Below are 15,393 nucleotides of genomic sequence, written 5' to 3'. Positions count from 1 at the left end.
CGCGATGCTGCTTGGCGACCTCCCGATCGCGGCCGGAGCCTGGTTCCCCTGGCACGAGCACCCGGCGCACCAGCTGGTCTGGGCGGCGCGCGGGGTCGCCGCGGTGATGGTCGGGACGCGCAATGGGTGCTGCCGTCCACGCGCGCGCTCTGGATCCCGGTCGGAGCGCGGCATCGCACCGGCGCGGCGGGGAACGTCGAACTGCGCGGCATCTACGCCGATCCCGAACAGTGCCCGGTCGACTGGCCGTCCCCGCGCATCGTCATCGTCCGGCCGCTGCTGCGGGAACTGCTGGAGCACCTGTCCGCGGATGGCATCAGCGACGACGCCCGGCGCCGCGCCGAAGCGGTCGCGTTCGACTTGCTGGAGCCCATGGACGTCGCGCCGATCGTCGTGCCAGCCCCCATCGATCCGCGGGCGAAGGACGTCGCCGACGCGGTGCTCGCCGACCCCGCCGACTCGCGCAGCCTGGCCGAACTGGGCCGGGAAGTCGGCGCGAGCGAGCGAACGCTGGCCCGCGCGTTCGTCCGCGACTGCCGCATGACGTTCGGCACCTGGCGCACGCAAGCCCGGCTGCGCGCGGCATTGCCTTTGCTGGCACAGGGAACGCCGATGACGACCGTCGCGCACCGGGTCGGCTACGCGACGGCGAGCGCGTTCGTCGCCGCCTTCCGCCGAGCGGTCGGGGTGCCGCCGGGGGCTTATTTCAGCGCCACGAAGGCAGCCACATTTCCGCCTGCCAATGGGCGTTCGTGATCGGGATTCCGTTCAGGATCGGCCACAGCCAGGCGAAGTTCGCGACCACCAGCCCGACGTAGAGCGAGACGACCAGCAGGCCGGTGCCCCGGCGTTCGAAGCCGCGCTGGGCGCGGCCCAGGATCTGGCCGAGCGCGAGCACCAGGCCGAGCACCAGGAACGGGGCCATCGGGGTGGCGTAGAAGAAGTACATCTGCCGGTCGATGTTGGTGAACCAGGGCAGGTAGCCGGCGAAGTAGCCGGTCAGCACGGCGGCATAGCGCCAGTCCGCGCGGAAGAACCAGCGCCACAGGCCCCAGCCGAGCATCGGGACGGCCAGCCACCACATCGCGGGCGTGCCGATCAGCATCGTCGCGCCGAGGCAGCGCGATTCGCCGCAGCCGGTGACGGCCCCGTCGTAGTAGTAGAGCATCGGCCGCAGGCCCATCGGCCACGTCCACGGCTTCGACTCCCACGGATGCGGATTGTCCTTGGGCGTCACCAGGGTTTCGTGGAAATGCAGCACGTTGGCGGTGTAGCTGCCGAGCGAGCGCAGCGCGGGCGGGATCCAGCCGAACATGCCCGGGTCGAGGTTCTTGATCTCGGTGTAGTGCCGGTCGGTCGCGGTCTCGCTGGCGAACCACGCCCAGTACGCCGCCAGGTACATCAACACCGGCACGACGAGGATCGCCCACAGCGCGGGCGCGACGTCGCGGCGGATCGTCCCGACCCACGGCCGCTGCACGCCCGCCGCGCGCCGGGCCGCCACGTCGAAGAACACGGTCAGCAGGCCGAACGCCGCGATGTAGTACAGCGCCGACCATTTGACCCCGAAGGTCAGCCCGATCATCAGCCCGGCCGCGAACCGCCACCAGCGGAAGCCGAGTTTCGGCCCCCACGGCGATTCGTTGACCCACCCCTCGCGCACCGCGACGGCCAGCCGCTGCCGCACCTGGTCGCGGTCGCAGAGCACGCAGGCGAACGCGGCGAGCACGAAGAACGCGATGAAGATGTCGAGCATCCCCATCCGCGACTGCAGGTGCAGCACGCCGTCGCAGATCACCAGCACGCCCGCGATGCCGCCGAGCAGCGTCGAGCGGGTCAGCCGGCGCGCGACGCGCACGGTGAGCAGCACGATCAGCGTGCCGGCCACCGCCGACAGGAACCGCCAGCCCCAGCCGTTGTAGCCGAAGAGCCACTCGCCGAGCGCGATGAAGTCCTTGGCCAGCGGCGGGTGCACGATCAGCTCGTACCCGGCGTTGTCCTCGTACCCGCCGTTGCGCAGCATCTGCGCGGCCTGGGGCACGTAGTGCTTCTCGTCGAAGACGGGACTGCCGTGGTCAGTGGGAAAGCCCAGATTCTGCAGCCGGACGACGCCGCCGATCACGGTCAGCACGATCGTGACGATCCAGCCGCGCAGCCGGTCGGCGGGCATGGCCCGGCCGAGCAGGGTGGCTTCGCGGTCGGTCGGGGGACGGCGCGCGTCGACCGGGTCCGGCCGCACGCTCTCGTCGTCGGCACGGGTCAGCAGCGCGGTCACGGGGCCCGATAGTACGGCCTGATCCACCGGTGGCGTCTGGTTAGGCTGACTGCCATGACTTCTGCGTCCGGACGGCTCGTCCTCGCCGCCACCCCGCTGGGCGATCCCGGCGACGCGTCCGCCCGGCTGATCGAGGCGCTGGGCTCGGCGGACGTGATCGCGGCGGAGGACACCCGGCGGCTGCGCGGGCTCGCTTCCGCGCTCGGCGTGTCGCCCGCCGGGCGGGTGGTCAGCTTCTACGAGGACGTCGAGACCGCCCGGCTGCCGAAGCTGCTGGAGGCACTGCACGGCGGCGAGACGGTGCTGGTCGTGACCGATGCCGGGATGCCGAGCGTGTCCGATCCGGGCTTCCGGCTCGTGGCCGCCTGCGTCGAGGAGGACCTGCCGATCACCTGTCTCCCCGGCCCCTCGGCGGTGACGACGGCGCTCGCGTTGTCCGGTTTGCCGTGCGACCGGTTCTGCTTCGAGGGCTTCGCGCCGCGCAAGCCCGGCGAGCGGACGAAGTGGTTCGCGGAGCTGGCGAGCGAGCGCCGGACTGTCGTGTTCTTCGAATCGCCGCACCGGATCGCCTCCCTGCTGTCCGACGCCGCCGCCGCACTGGGCGGCTCCCGGCGGGCCGCGGTGTGCCGGGAACTGACGAAGACGTACGAAGAGGTCAAACGCGGCACCCTCGCGGAACTTGCCGAGTGGGCAGCGGACGGGGTGCGCGGAGAGATCTCGGTGGTGCTGGAGGGCGCGACGCCTCGGCAGGCGTCGGTGGCGGAGCTGGTGCCGGAGGTGGCGGAACGGGTCGCTTCGGGGGAGCGGCTGAAGACCGTCGCGGCCGAGGTCGCCGGTGCGGCCGGGGTGTCTACAAAGGAGCTTTACGCGGCGGTGCTCGCGGCTCGGAAGTGAGTCAGTATCGGCGGGCGTTGTCTTCGGCTAGGAACTGCAGCCATTTCGGGTCGCTACGTGCGGTTTTAGTGATCGTGGCCAGGTCCTCCGGCCGCCAAGTGCCGATACCGTCGGTGTGCACGACGTGGTCTTCCGTCAGGCCCTCGTCGGGAATCTCCTTGGTGCGGGCAAGAAACTCGGCGACGGTGACCGGATCCGCGACGGTGTGCGAAGCGGTGACGGGGACCAGCGCGAGTTCGGCGTCTCCGGCGACCACGAGGTCACCGCTCGACGTCGCGGCCAGCGAGGTCACTGCCGAGCGGAGCAGTTTGTGCTTCGTAGTTCGTTCTCGCTCGACGTCGAACTCCAGCAAGGTGCCGGACGGCGTCCCGATCCACAGTGCGCCGGGCCGCGCGCCGAAGGCGACGTTGTCCCAGGACCAGGAGGCATTGCGCTTGAGCCGTTTCGGGCTGTCGAGCGAGATCTTCCTGACCCGGCGCAGCGAAGGGAACTCGAACACCAGGACCTGGTGTTCGTAGGTGTTGCCGCGAATCGCCAGGTACCGCCCGTCGGAGCTGAAGACCGGAAGCCCCCAGCAGTTGGACTCCAGAATCAGGGCCAGGTCAAGGAATCGCAGCCGGTCGCCGGGGCGGGAGAAGAGCACGAAGCTCGCGCCCTGGTCGCTTTGCAGCGTGGCGATCAGCCCGCCGGCCGGATGCGCGGCGATGCCGCCGTCCCACACCGGGGCAGGCGTGACGGCCCCGGTGTCGAGGTCGATCACATCCGAACGGTCGTAGAGTTCGGGTGGGGTGGGCGACGTCCACAGTGACCGGCCGTCCGGGCTGAAGGCCACGTCGAAGGAGACGGCGACGTCCAGCGCCGAGGTGCCGTTCCGGGTCCAGCGCACCGTTTCCCCGCCGACGGACACGACCAGTTCCGGCCGCTCGGGGTGCCAGGCGATGACGGGCCAGCGGTCGAACTTCCCGTACTCCGGGGAATCCGCGCCCACCGCGCCGATTTCGCGAAGCACCCGCTCGGCGTAGTAGAGGTGCACCGCGGGCCGGTCCCGGTCGATCCCGGCGACGAGCGGCAGTTTCGGATGGCACACCAGCTTGCCGATCGAAGCGGTGGGGATCCGGGCAATGGCCTGGACAGCAGTCACCGGAAGACTTTACCGACCGCGCAACAGCATTTTCGCTGCTACCAAGGCCTTCTCCGCATCCGGCTCTTCCCCGGTGATCGCGTCGGTATAGATAAACGACTCGCCGACCCGCACCAGCAGATACGCCAGATCCGCCACCGGCAACGGTGACTCGAGTCGTCCGGCCGTGACCTCGTCGGTCAGCAATGCCTGCAGCTTCTCGATAGTCCGCGACTGCACCAGACTCGCCTTGGTCGTCAGCAATCTCAGCGCACGCTCCGGCTCCCGGCGCAAAAACGCGCGAAACGGCGGGGAAGCATTGACCGTCCGTACGAACGCCCCGATCGCCTCCGCGATGCCGTCGCCACCGCGGCCTGCATAACTGACGTTATCCAGCACCGAAGCAGTCTCCGCCCACAGGATTTCGCTCAGCAGGTGGTCGCGGCTGCCGACCCAGCGGTGCAGAGTCGCGCGGCTTACTCCGAGGTCCGCGGCCAGGTCGCGCATGTCGACGCGGTCTCCGGCGAGGAACCGGGCGCGGGCGAGGCGGAAGGCCGCGACGGCGTCGGGTCGCGAGGTGCGGGTGGAGAGTGGCGTGTCGATGGGTGAGACGTTAGCAGAGAGTGTCCCGAGGATGAGACATATGGCAGAATGTCTCACCAGAGTGAGAGGAGCCGCGAAGATGCGTGCTGTGCAGGTGACCGAGTTCGGCGGTCCCGAGGTGCTGAAGCCGGTCGAGCTGCCGGATCCGGTGGCCGGACCGGGGCAGGTGCTGATCGAGGTCGACCGCGTCGGGTTGAACTACGCGGACACGCACCAGGCGGAGAACTCGTATCTCGCCCCGAGCAAGCTGCCGCTTGTGCCGGGCGGCGAGGTAGTCGGGCGCACGGCGGACGACAAGCGCGTGGTCGCGCTCCTCAACGACGGCGGCGGGTACGCCGAACGCGTCGTGGCCGACGAGGCGATGACGTTCCCGGTCCCGGACGGCGTCGACGACCTGAACGCGCTGTCGATGCTGGTCCAGGGTGCGACCGCGTGGATCATGCTGCGCAAGAACGCCCACCTCGAGCCCGGCGAGTCCGTGGTGGTGCACGCCGCGGCGGGCGGGGTCGGGTCGATCGCGGTGCAGCTGGCCAACGCGTGGGGCGCGGGCCGCGTCATCGCGACCGCGAGCAGCGAGGAAAAGCGCGCGCTGGCAATCGAACTCGGCGCGGACGTCGCGGTCGATTCCCGCGCGGAGAACATGACCGAAGTCCTGCGGGAAGCCAACGGCGGCAAGCGCGTCGACATCGTTCTCGACATGGTCGGCGGCCCGACGACCGACCAGAGCATCGTCGCGCTGGCCCCGTTCGGCCGGCTGGTGTTCTACGGGATGGCTGGCCGTCGTTCGCCGAAGCCGATCGAATTGCGAAACCTGCTCGGCCACAGCACGACCGTCGCCGGGATGTGGCTGCCGCACGTGTTCCGCTTGCCGGGCAACGTGTTCGGCACCGCGCTCAGCGAGCTGTTCTCGATGGTACAGGACGGGAAACTCCGCGCGATCGCGGGCGGCGAGTACGCGCTGGAAGACGCGCGGAAAGCGCACGAGGCGCTGCGTTCCCGTGGCACCACTGGGAAACTCCTGCTCAACCCGCGCAAGTAGGTCTCGTGAGTGCTAAAGCCGGTTAGAACCGGCTTTAGCACTCACGAGGGCTGGCCAGCAGATCCTCCAGCGGCGCGGCTTTGTGCAGGCATTCCTGCCATTCCGCGGCGCTGTCGGAGTCCGCGGTGATCCCGCCGCCGACCCCGAGCGCGATCCGGTCCCCGGCGATCTCGAACGTCCGGATCGCCACGTTCAGTTCCAGCCCGGCCAGCGGCGACACCATCCCGACCGCGCCCGTGTAGACCCCGCGCGCGGCCGGTTCCAGCTCGGCGATCAGGTCCAGCGCCCGGATCTTCGGCGCGCCGGTGACCGAACCCGGCGGGAACGTCGCGGCCAGCAACCCGGCATCGGGCACGCCGTCCGCCAGTCGACCCTCCACAGTGGACGCCAGATGCCACACCCCCGGAGCCGGATGCACCGCGAGCAGTTCCGGCACCACGACGCTGCCGACCTCGCACACCCGGCCGAGGTCGTTGCGCACCAGGTCGGTGATCATCACGTTCTCCGCGACGTCCTTCGCCGACTGCCGCAGCCGGAGCGCGTTGCCGTCGTCCGCCGGACCGCGGCGCGGCAGCGTGCCCTTGATCGGCGACGAGCGCACGCGTCGGCCGTGGCGCTCCAAGAACAGCTCCGGTGACAGCGAAACCACCGAACCCCAGTCACCGGTGACGTAAGCCGCCCGTTGCGGAGCCAGCCGCCGCACCCCTTCGGCGAACAACGCGGCGGGCGAGCCCTCGAACGACCCGGTGAACCGCGAGCAGATGTTCGCCTGGAACAGTTCGCCCGCTTCGATCTCGTGCACGCACGCCTTCACCGCCTGCTCGTGCCCGGACGGCCGGTCCAACTCGCTCGCGGACCACGACAACTCCGCGGATCCGGCCAACGCCCGCTCCACCACGGCAAGCTGCGCGTCAGCGTCCCCTTCGAGCGACTCGAACCAGCACTCTCCCGTCGAGTCCCAACGCAGCACGTGGTCCGCCCATCCCCAGGCCGACTCCGGAACCCCGGTGGAGCGACCGGACGGATCCGCCTGGTCGTAAGCCAGAAAGCCGAACCAGCCACCGCCGACCCGGCTGGACGGACCCGAAGCCGGCGGTACGGACGGGAACGGCCGCGGAGTGACCGCCACGAATGGCGCCACCACCGCCCGCGAGCCGAACCAGTTCCCGCAGACCGCGGCGGGTTCGGACAGGCCGTGCGCCCGGGCGTACGCGGACAGCAGAACGAGGACCCGCGAAGGGGTCAGGTCGGTCCGCAGCCGCTGGAAACGCATCGCGCCATTGTGCCGGAAACCGGCGATGACCAGCGGAAAAGGTGATCAGAGCAGCACATCGGACAACGCGAACGGATACACCACCGCGTCCTGCGCCACCGGCCCGTCCACTCCGGGCACGTTCGGCGCGAAGGCGTGCTGGTGCAGCCCGAGCCGCGAATGGAACCAGCCGGGCCGCCCGGGGATGCCGTTGTGCCGCACGAGCCACAGCACGACGTCGGAATCGGCCCAGCGGTCCGGGTGCAGCCGGTGCGCCCAGCAGTCGTGCCCGGCGTACACGAGCACCCGGCGGATCCTCGCGGCGTGCCGGACGTGCTTGATCCACGCCTTAACGAACCGGTCGTCGACGCTCTGCGCGTCCACCTCCAGCGCGGGGGCGAGCGATCCGGGCGCGAACGCGCCGAGCCTGCTCGCTGTCCGGACGAAATGGTCGGCCTGGTCGTGCACCGCACCGGGCCGCGCGTAGTGCCGGGCCCCGGTGTGGATGCCCGCGTGCTGGGCCGCGGCCAGCATCCGCTCGGCGCCCGGATCGCTCCAATTGACGTTTTCGCTGATCGTGACCGAGGCGAACCGCACGTCGGCGCCGCGCACCGCCGCCCAGTCGAGCACCTGCTCGCGATGAGTGAGCGTGAGTCCGCGCTCACTCTCCGGTTCCGCCACCTCGCACCCCTGACCAGCCCCACGACGGGTGAAAGGCCACCCTACGTCCGGATACCCGGAGCGGGGTGACCTTTCCCGGCGTGTCGATAGGCTTGATCAGGCGTTTTCCCGTTTGAAGGTGCGCGTTCCCCACCAGACCGCCAAAACGGCCATGACCAGCACGACGACGCTCCCGGTGAACAACGCGTCCATCGAGAAGTCGCCGCGGAAGCTGTTGCGCTCCACGTCGACCACGTGCCGGAACGGGTTGATCTGCGAGATCGTGTACAGCCACTTCGGAGCCAGCCCGGCCGTGATCGGGATGAGGATCCCGGACAGCAGCAGCAACGGCATGAGCACCGCGTTGAGCAGTGCCGGGAACGCCTCCTCGCTCTTGAGCGTGAGCGCCAGCGCGTAGGAGCACGACGCCAGCGTGAGCGCGAGCAGGAAGACGATCGCCAGGCTCAGCAGCACGCCGCCGAACGGCGCGTTGAGGTCGAACACCAGGTAGGCGAGCAGGATGATCAGCACCGCCTGCACGGCCGCCTGCAACGCGTTCGCCAGCACCTTCCCGAGCAGCAGCGCGGCCCGGTGCACCGGGGTGACGCGCAGCCGCTCGACCACGCCGGACCGGAATTCGGCCAGCAGCCCGAAGCCGACGAACGAACTGCCGAACAGCGCCAGCTGCGCGATCAGCGCGGGGGTCAGCACCATCCAGCCGTCGACCTCGGACATCCCCTGCGCGCCGAGCGACTTCACCAGCAGCGGACCGAAGAAGAACAGGTACAGCAACGGCTGGGCGAGGCCGATCAGCAGCCACGCCGGATTCCGCAGCGCTCCCGTCATGTCGCGGCGGAAGATCAGCCAGGTGTCACGCAGCATCGGACACCTCCGATTCGGTCGGAGCGGGCTGCTCGGCTTCGCGCAGCGACCGGCCGGTGAGGGTCAGGAACACGTCGTCCAAGGTCGGTCGCGTGACCTGCATGGCGGTGGTCACGATGTCCTTGGCGTCGAGCGCGCGCAGCAGTTCCGGCATCGCGGTGTCGCCGCGCGGCACCCGGAACCGGATCGACCCCTCGCGCACGGCGAACTCGTGCGCGCCGGGCAGCTGCCGGGCCAGATCAGCGGCGGTCGCGGCGGATTCGGGATCCACCTCGATCGCCACGCTGTCGCCGGAGACCTGCGCTTTCAGCGCGTCCGGATGCCCCTCGGCGATGATTCGGCCGTCGTCGATCACGATCAGCCGGTCGGCCAGTGCGTCCGCCTCGTCGAGGTAATGCGTGGTCAGGAAGATCGTGACGCCCTGTTCCGCGCGCAACCGCCGGATGTGCTCCCACAGGTTCGCCCGGCTCTGCGGGTCGAGCCCGGTGGACGGCTCGTCGAGAAAGACCAGCCCCGGCGAATGAATCAGCCCCATCGCGATGTCGAGCCTGCGCCGCTGACCCCCGGACAACGTCTTCGTGGCCCGCTGCTCGAGCCCGGCCAGGTCGAGCTGCTCGGTGAGCACCTTGCCGCGCGCGATCGCGTCGGCCTTGCTCATCCGGTACAGCCTGCCCTGCAGCTCAAGCTCTTCGCCGACGCGCGATTCGGGCGCGGTCCCGCCGCCCTGCGCGACGTACCCGATGTTGCGGCGCACCCCCGCCGCGTCGGTGAGCAAGTCGTGCCCGCCGACGGTCGCCGTGCCCGCGGTCGGTCTCAACAGGGTGGTGAGCATGCGCAGCGTCGTGGTCTTGCCCGCCCCGTTCGGGCCGAGGAAGCCGACCAGTACGCCCGCCTCGACGTCGAGATCGACCCCCTTCACCGCGTGCACCTCGCCACCGGCTCGGCCCTTGCGGCGGAACCGCCGCTCGAGTCCGCGTGCCGTGATCATGGAAACCCCTCTCCTCCCAGAAGGTCAGCTAGTCAATCTTGACTAGCTGACGCGCACACTGTGCCCGAGAGAGGTGGCTTAGTCAAATTTGATTACTTAGGTGCCGGCGGAGCGAACGCCGAACCGGGGTCGTCGGCCATCACGTACTCGCCCGCCTCGAGCCTGCCGATCAGCCCGGTGAGCCATTCCCGGCTCGCGCTGGCGATCCCGCCCCACAGGCGGAACAGTTCGCTCACGTGCGCCGGTTTGCCCCAGGTGTCGTCCTCGAGGCTCATCCGCGACCGGCGCTCTTCCGCCTCGAAGTGGACCAGGTTCTGCCTGAGCAGGCTGATCGTGTACTTCCGCGGGAGCGCGGGCATCAGGCTCACGGCCGCGCACAGTTCCGCGTTGCCGGCGGCCGGATCGGACAAACCCTTCGCGATGAGGATCTGGAACTCCTGCTCGCCCGCGGGCGAGAGGCGGTAGGCGACCCGGTCCGGTCCGCCGTCGCCCGGTTCGACGTCGATCTTCTCCAGCAGGTCCTCGGCGGCCATCTTCTTGAGCGCGTGGTAGATCGAACCGGGCTGGACGTTGGCCCATTTGTCCGCCGACCACGACAGCAGTTCGCGGCGCACCTGGTAGCCGTGCGCGCGGCCGAACATCCGCACGACCCCGAGCACCAGCAGACGCGTCGCCGACACCGGCTCTCCCTTCCCCGACCGTCCGGAAAACGCCCTGGAGCGCATCCGTAGGCTAAACAGGTATGAGCACCCCTGTGTTGACCGCGGTGGCCTGGCCCTACGCCAACGGCCCCCGCCACATCGGCCACGTGTCCGGATTCGGCGTCCCGTCCGACGTCTTCTCCCGCTACCAGCGAATGGCCGGCAACCGGGTGCTCATGGTGTCCGGGACCGACGAACACGGAACGCCGATCACCGTCCAGGCGGACAAAGAGGGGATGACCCCGCAGCAGACCGCGGACAAGTACACCCGCCAGATCGACGAGGACCTGCGCGGACTCGGCCTTTCCTACGACCTGTTCACCCGCACCACCACCGGCAACCACGCCGCGGTGACGCAGGAGATCTTCCTCGCGCTCAACCGCAACGGGTACGTCGTCCCGAAGACCACGCGCGGCGCGATCAGCCCGTCCACCGGCCGCACGCTGCCCGACCGCTACATCGAGGGCACCTGCCCGATCTGCGGCTACGACGGCGCGCGCGGCGACCAGTGCGACAACTGCGGCAACCAGCTCGACGCGGCCGAGCTGATCAACCCGAAGTCGCGGATCAACGGCGAGACGCCGAAGTTCGTCGAGACCGAGCACTACTTCCTCGACCTGCCCGCGTTCACCCAGACCCTCGGCGACTGGCTGGGCACCAAGACCGACTGGCGCCCGAACGTCCTCAACTTCACCAAGAACCTGATCGACGACATGCGGCCGCGGCCGATCACCCGCGACCTCGACTGGGGCGTCAAGATCCCGCTGGACGGCTGGCGCGACCAGCCGCTCAAGCGGTTCTACGTCTGGTTCGACGCGGTCATCGGCTACTTCTCGGCGAGCGTCGAATGGGCTCGGCGCAACGGGACCCCGGACGCCTGGCAGGAGTGGTGGGCCAACCCGGACGCGCGCGCCTACTACTTCATGGGCAAGGACAACATCACCTTCCACGCCCAGATCTGGCCCGCGCTGCTGCTCGGCCAGAACGGAGCCGGGGACCGCGGCGGCGAGCCGGGCAAGTACGGCAAGCTGCACCTGCCGGACGAGATCGTGTCCAGCGAGTTCCTCACGATGAGCGGGTCGAAGTTCTCGACTTCGCGGGGGACCGTCATTTACGTGCACGACTTCCTGCGGGAGTTCGGGCCGGACGCGTTGCGGTACTTCATCTCGGTGGCCGGGCCGGAGACGCAGGACACGGACTTCACGTGGGACGAGTTCGTGCGGCGGACGAACTTCGAGCTGGCCAACGAGTGGGGGAACCTCGTCAACCGGTCGATTTCGATGGCGCACAAGAACAATGGGGCGATTCCGGCTCCGACCGCGCCTGCGCCTGCGGATGAGGAGTTGAAGGCGTTGTCCCGGCAGGCGTTCGAGACTGCTGGGGGGCATCTGGCTCGGTCGCGGTTCAAGCTGGCTGCGGCCGAGGCGATGCGGGTGGTTACGGCGGCCAACCGGTATCTGTCGGATCAGGAGCCTTGGAAGCTCAAGGATGATCCGGATCGGCGGGACGCGGTGCTGCATACGGCGTTGCAGGTGGTCAGTGACGCTAATACGTTGCTGACGCCGTTCCTTCCGCATTCGGCGCAGAAGGTGCATGAGGCGCTGGGCGGGACTGGGGTTTGGGCTGCGCAGCCCGAGCTTCGGGAGGTTGAGGATCTGGATCTGCCGGACCGGGTCAATCCCATCCTTACCGGGGACTATGCCAGTGAGCAGGCTCGGTGGGAGTCCCGGCCGGTGGAGGTGGGGCGGCCGTTGGAGAAGCCGACGCCGTTGTTCGCGAAGCTGGATCCCAAGTTGGGGGAGACTGGGCCTGAGTGGGCTCCGATTGTGACTGATTGAGGGTTCGGTCGGCTCGTCGCCCTGGCGGGCGACATTGCGCCTCTCCTGGTTGCGTGGGGCACCCCGATTTTTGATTGTGCTGACGGTTCGGGGGTGCTTGTCAAGGCGGGAAAGATGCCTTGACAAGCACCCCCGAACCGCAGGGCGGCTTTGTATCGGGGTTGGGGGAGGGGTGGGTGCCCCCGGTGTTTGGGTGCATCGGCGGCGGTTTTTCGCGGCTTGGGTGCGTGGGGCTTGGGGTTCGCGGCGTGCTGTTAGCGCCCCAATGTGGCGTTGGGTGCATGCGACGCACCCAATGTGGCGTTGGGGCGCGCCTGGGTGGCGGGGCGTGTGTCGTGAGGGGAACCCTGAGGGACTCTGAGTCTGTGAGGGTTCCCCTCACGGCATCTGCGGGGTGGGGCGCAGTAGCTTGGGGAGCATGGGTGACGAGAAGCGCGAACTTCCCCCGATTCCCGATCGGCTGCCGGTGACGGTGGTTGACGCGCACACTCATCTCGACGCGTGTGGTGCGCAGACTGCGGCTGATGTTGCCGAGATGGTTGATCGTGCCGAGCGGGCTGGGGTTGCTCGCGTTGTTACTGTCGCGGACGATCTCGCGGCTGCTCGGTGGGCGGCTGAAGCGTCCACGTGGGACTCGCGGGTGTTTGGCGCGGTGGCTATTCATCCTACTCGTACCAAGGAATTCGGAGCCGCTGAACAGTCCGAAGTGGAGCGTCTGGCGCGAGGGGAGCGCGTGGTCGCGGTTGGCGAGACGGGGCTCGATTACTACTGGGACTACTCGCCGCACGATGCGCAGCAAGCCGCGTTTCGGTGGCACATCGATCTTGCGAAGCGGCTTGGCAAGGCGCTGATGATTCACGACCGCGACGCGCACGAAGACGTGCTTCGCATCCTCGATGAGGAAGGTGCGCCCGAGACGGTCGTCTTCCACTGCTTCTCTGGCGACGAGCACATCGCGCGTCGCTGTATCGACAAGGGCTACATCCTGTCCTTCGCCGGCACGGTCACCTTTAAGAACGCGCGCGGGCTGCACGAGGCCGCGCGCATGGTGCCGCGCGGGCAGTTTCTCGCCGAGACTGACGCGCCCTTTCTGACGCCTCATCCCTACCGTGGGCGGCCGAACGAGCCGTTCTGCACCGCTTACACCGTCCGCTTCCTTGCTCAGCTGCGCGGCGAAGCGGTCCACGAGGTGGCCGAAGCGGTCCGGACCACTGCCGAACGCGCATACCAGCTGCCTTCATGATTCCGCACTGTCACAACGGGTTGCACGGATTGCGACATTCGAGATCTTGCATTCGTCCACCTGATGAGTGACGCAAGTCACGACACTCCGGGGGGTGTTTGCGCAACCTGCCGACACCCGTTACTGTCCCGTGATCGTGCCGGTCGGTATCGCACAGCGAAGCCGGCTGATACGCCCACCAGTCACGTCAGTGCACGTCGGGGAAGCGGAACCGGGGTTGGTACGACCTGGAACCGTGACGATGGCGCTGGCTGGGGGTGTCGGACTTGAGAGGCGCGCCCGAGGGTGCGTCGCGAACGAAGGACGACGCGCGAAACACGCGCGGTGTCTTGGGAAAGGGAACGACCCGGTGACTGGTAGTCGGCAGGATGACTCGCGTCTTGACGCGGGTTCGGCGTATTTTTCCTCCTCCGAGTCCTCGGTGGCCGTGCTCGACCGCGAGCTCGAGGACACCGCCTACGGGCAGCTGGACTTCTCCGACGAACTCCGCGTGACCGAGCAGGACGTGCTCGCCGCGCTCGGCCCGGACGCCGACCTGTTGATGTCGGAGATCGACGTCGACGTGGACGAGCTGATCCGGCTCATCAACGCGGAGACCACGATGCTTCCGCCGCTCGTCCTTCCGGACGAGTTCGAGCAGGACCGCACCGCCTCGCCGCAGGCCAAGAAGGCCGCGGTCGAGGAAGGGCTGCGCGAGGCGACCAAGACCTGGAAGCGCCGCTTCCTCAAGGGCGCCGTGCTCTCGCTGCTGGTCACCGTCGGCGGTGGCGGCGCGGCGGCGCTCGCGATGAACAAGAGCATCACCGTCGACGTCGACGGCCACCAGCAGACCGTGCACAGCTTCGGCGGCACCGTCGGCGACGTCCTCAAGGACGCGGGCCTGTCCGTCGGCGAGCACGACGCGCTTTCGCCCTCCCCGCAGGCGGCGGTCGGCGACGGCGGCGTCATCAAGCTCGAGCGCGGCCGTCAGCTCAACCTCGTCGTCGACGGCGTGTCCCGGCCCTCCTGGGTCCGCGCGACCACGCTCGGCGAGGCCATGAACCAGCTCGGCATGGGCAGCATGCTTTCCCAGGGCGCGTGGACGTCGATGCCGTCGTCCGGCGAACTGCCGCTCGAGGGCTCGACCGTCCAGGTCAAGACCCTCAAGCACATCACGCTTTTCGACGGCACCAACGCGCCCCGCCAGGTGGACACCAACGCGGTGACCACCAAGGAGCTCGTCTCCGACCTGAAGCTGAACCTCGGCCCGGACGACGCGATCGAGGGCGGACTCGACGTCAGCCTCAAGAACGGCGCCGAGGTCCACGTCAGCCGCATGGGCGTGTCGATGGTCAACCAGGAAGAGACCATCGACCCCGACGTGCAGAAGGTCGACGACCCGACGCAGCTGCAGGGCCAGCAGAGCGTCGAGGACCCGGGCACGCCGGGCAAGAAGCTGGTGACCTACAAGGTCACGAAGAAGAACGGCGAGGAGATCGCTCGCGAGCAGGTCTCGGAGAAGGTCCTCGTCGAGGCCAAGTCCAAGATCATCAAGGTCGGCACCAAGAAGCCGCCGGCCCCGGCCATCGGCGACACTGGCGCGTGGGACCGCATCGCGCAGTGCGAATCGGGCGGCAACTGGTCGATCAACACCGGCAACGGCTACTACGGCGGCCTCCAGTTCGACCGCCAGACCTGGAACGCCTACGGCGGCCAGCAGTACGCCCCGACGGCCGACAAGGCCACCCGCGAGCAGCAGATCGCGATCGCCGAGAAGGTGCGCGACGCGCGCGGCGGCTACAGCGCCTGGGGCTGCGGCTACAAGGCCTGAGCACTCCCTGATCTACCGGCGGGCGGCCGGGAGCCTCGTGCTCCCGGCCGCCTGTTTTCGTCCGCCCCGGCAGCGCTGGGTAGGCTCG

13 protein-coding genes and 1 pseudogene are annotated in these 15,393 nt (G+C 68.8%); 6 read left to right on the top strand and 8 right to left on the bottom strand.

Annotation, left to right across the window (positions count from 1 at the left end):
• Positions 1-4: 4 nt before the first annotated feature.
• A pseudogene (locus CU254_RS33905) lies at positions 5-756 on the top strand (helix-turn-helix domain-containing protein).
• Here CU254_RS33905 and CU254_RS33900 read toward each other — a convergent pair.
• The gene (locus CU254_RS33900; RefSeq protein WP_037715687.1) at positions 707-2,275 is read right to left on the bottom strand and encodes a dolichyl-phosphate-mannose--protein mannosyltransferase; all 1,569 of its coding nucleotides are present in this window, start codon (positions 2,273-2,275) and stop codon (positions 707-709) included. The pseudogene CU254_RS33905 and the gene CU254_RS33900 overlap by 50 nt on opposite strands.
• Positions 2,276-2,329: 54 nt before the next feature.
• Here CU254_RS33900 and rsmI point away from each other — a divergent pair, with 54 nt between their 5' ends.
• A complete protein-coding gene (rsmI, locus tag CU254_RS33895) occupies positions 2,330-3,169 on the top strand; it encodes a 16S rRNA (cytidine(1402)-2'-O)-methyltransferase (RefSeq protein WP_009083463.1) in 840 nt (279 codons plus the stop codon).
• A 1-nt stretch (position 3,170) separates the two neighbouring features.
• Here rsmI and CU254_RS33890 read toward each other — a convergent pair whose 3' ends face one another.
• Together CU254_RS33890 and CU254_RS33885 are read right to left on the bottom strand one after the other, a co-directional pair.
• Positions 3,171-4,310: a WD40 repeat domain-containing protein gene (locus CU254_RS33890; RefSeq protein WP_009083462.1), complete on the bottom strand. Its 1,140-nt coding sequence runs from the start codon at positions 4,308-4,310 to the stop codon at positions 3,171-3,173.
• A gap of 9 nt (positions 4,311-4,319) precedes the next feature.
• Positions 4,320-4,796 carry a QsdR family transcriptional regulator gene (locus CU254_RS33885; protein ID WP_100266960.1) on the bottom strand — a complete coding sequence of 159 codons (477 nt, stop codon included), beginning with the start codon at positions 4,794-4,796 and terminating at the stop codon, positions 4,320-4,322.
• Positions 4,797-4,971: 175 nt separating this feature from the next.
• Here CU254_RS33885 and CU254_RS33880 point away from each other — a divergent pair, with 175 nt between their 5' ends.
• Positions 4,972-5,931: an NADPH:quinone oxidoreductase family protein gene (locus CU254_RS33880; protein WP_009083458.1), complete on the top strand. Its 960-nt coding sequence runs from the start codon at positions 4,972-4,974 to the stop codon at positions 5,929-5,931.
• 34 nt (positions 5,932-5,965) lie between these two features.
• Here the strand turns inward: CU254_RS33880 and CU254_RS33875 are convergent, their stop codons facing one another.
• The 5 genes from CU254_RS33875 to CU254_RS33855 all read right to left on the bottom strand — a co-directional run bounded on the left by CU254_RS33875 (position 5,966) and on the right by CU254_RS33855 (position 10,393).
• The gene (locus tag CU254_RS33875; RefSeq protein WP_009083456.1) at positions 5,966-7,204 is read right to left on the bottom strand and encodes an aminodeoxychorismate synthase component I; all 1,239 of its coding nucleotides are present in this window, start codon (positions 7,202-7,204) and stop codon (positions 5,966-5,968) included.
• A gap of 45 nt (positions 7,205-7,249) precedes the next feature.
• A complete protein-coding gene (locus CU254_RS33870) occupies positions 7,250-7,864 on the bottom strand; it encodes a glycoside hydrolase family 25 protein (protein WP_009083454.1) in 615 nt (204 codons plus the stop codon).
• A gap of 96 nt (positions 7,865-7,960) precedes the next feature.
• Entirely contained in the window at positions 7,961-8,725 is a 765-nt protein-coding gene (locus tag CU254_RS33865) for an ABC transporter permease (protein WP_009083452.1), read from the bottom strand.
• The gene (locus CU254_RS33860; protein ID WP_009083451.1) at positions 8,715-9,713 is read right to left on the bottom strand and encodes an ATP-binding cassette domain-containing protein; all 999 of its coding nucleotides are present in this window, start codon (positions 9,711-9,713) and stop codon (positions 8,715-8,717) included. The genes CU254_RS33865 and CU254_RS33860 overlap by 11 nt, the downstream gene beginning before the upstream one ends.
• Before the next feature lie 92 nt (positions 9,714-9,805).
• Positions 9,806-10,393, bottom strand: coding sequence for a PadR family transcriptional regulator (locus CU254_RS33855; RefSeq protein ID WP_009083450.1), 588 nt, complete (start codon positions 10,391-10,393; stop codon positions 9,806-9,808).
• A gap of 62 nt (positions 10,394-10,455) precedes the next feature.
• Here CU254_RS33855 and metG point away from each other — a divergent pair, with 62 nt between their 5' ends.
• The 3 genes from metG (at position 10,456) to CU254_RS33840 (ending at position 15,305) form a co-directional block, all read left to right on the top strand.
• On the top strand, positions 10,456-12,252 hold the full coding sequence (gene metG, locus CU254_RS33850; protein WP_037715685.1) for a methionine--tRNA ligase: 1,797 nt from the start codon (positions 10,456-10,458) through the stop codon (positions 12,250-12,252).
• A gap of 418 nt (positions 12,253-12,670) precedes the next feature.
• Positions 12,671-13,495, top strand: coding sequence for a TatD family hydrolase (locus tag CU254_RS33845; protein ID WP_037715683.1), 825 nt, complete (start codon positions 12,671-12,673; stop codon positions 13,493-13,495).
• 349 nt (positions 13,496-13,844) lie between these two features.
• On the top strand, positions 13,845-15,305 hold the full coding sequence (locus tag CU254_RS33840) for a resuscitation-promoting factor (protein ID WP_199786056.1): 1,461 nt from the start codon (positions 13,845-13,847) through the stop codon (positions 15,303-15,305).
• Positions 15,306-15,393 lie beyond the last annotated feature (88 nt).

The organism is Amycolatopsis sp. AA4 (genome assembly GCF_002796545.1).
In the GTDB taxonomy this organism is placed as follows: domain Bacteria; phylum Actinomycetota; class Actinomycetes; order Mycobacteriales; family Pseudonocardiaceae; genus Amycolatopsis.
This window is presented reverse-complemented; position numbering and strand designations above follow the sequence as displayed.

What these genes read in the sequence shown, in the direction of transcription:
- rsmI (WP_009083463.1), top strand. Translation starts at nt 2,330, where the DNA reads ATGACTTCTGCGTCCGGACGGCTCGTCCTCGCCGCCACCCCGCTGGGC.
- CU254_RS33885 (WP_100266960.1), bottom strand. Translation starts at nt 4,796, where the DNA reads ATGCGCGACCTGGCCGCGGACCTCGGAGTAAGCCGCGCGACTCTGCAC.
- CU254_RS33880 (WP_009083458.1), top strand. Translation starts at nt 4,972, where the DNA reads ATGCGTGCTGTGCAGGTGACCGAGTTCGGCGGTCCCGAGGTGCTGAAG.
- CU254_RS33875 (WP_009083456.1), bottom strand. Translation starts at nt 7,204, where the DNA reads ATGCGTTTCCAGCGGCTGCGGACCGACCTGACCCCTTCGCGGGTCCTC.
- CU254_RS33865 (WP_009083452.1), bottom strand. Translation starts at nt 8,725, where the DNA reads ATGCTGCGTGACACCTGGCTGATCTTCCGCCGCGACATGACGGGAGCG.
- CU254_RS33860 (WP_009083451.1), bottom strand. Translation starts at nt 9,713, where the DNA reads ATGATCACGGCACGCGGACTCGAGCGGCGGTTCCGCCGCAAGGGCCGA.
- metG (WP_037715685.1), top strand. Translation starts at nt 10,456, where the DNA reads ATGAGCACCCCTGTGTTGACCGCGGTGGCCTGGCCCTACGCCAACGGC.
- CU254_RS33845 (WP_037715683.1), top strand. Translation starts at nt 12,671, where the DNA reads ATGGGTGACGAGAAGCGCGAACTTCCCCCGATTCCCGATCGGCTGCCG.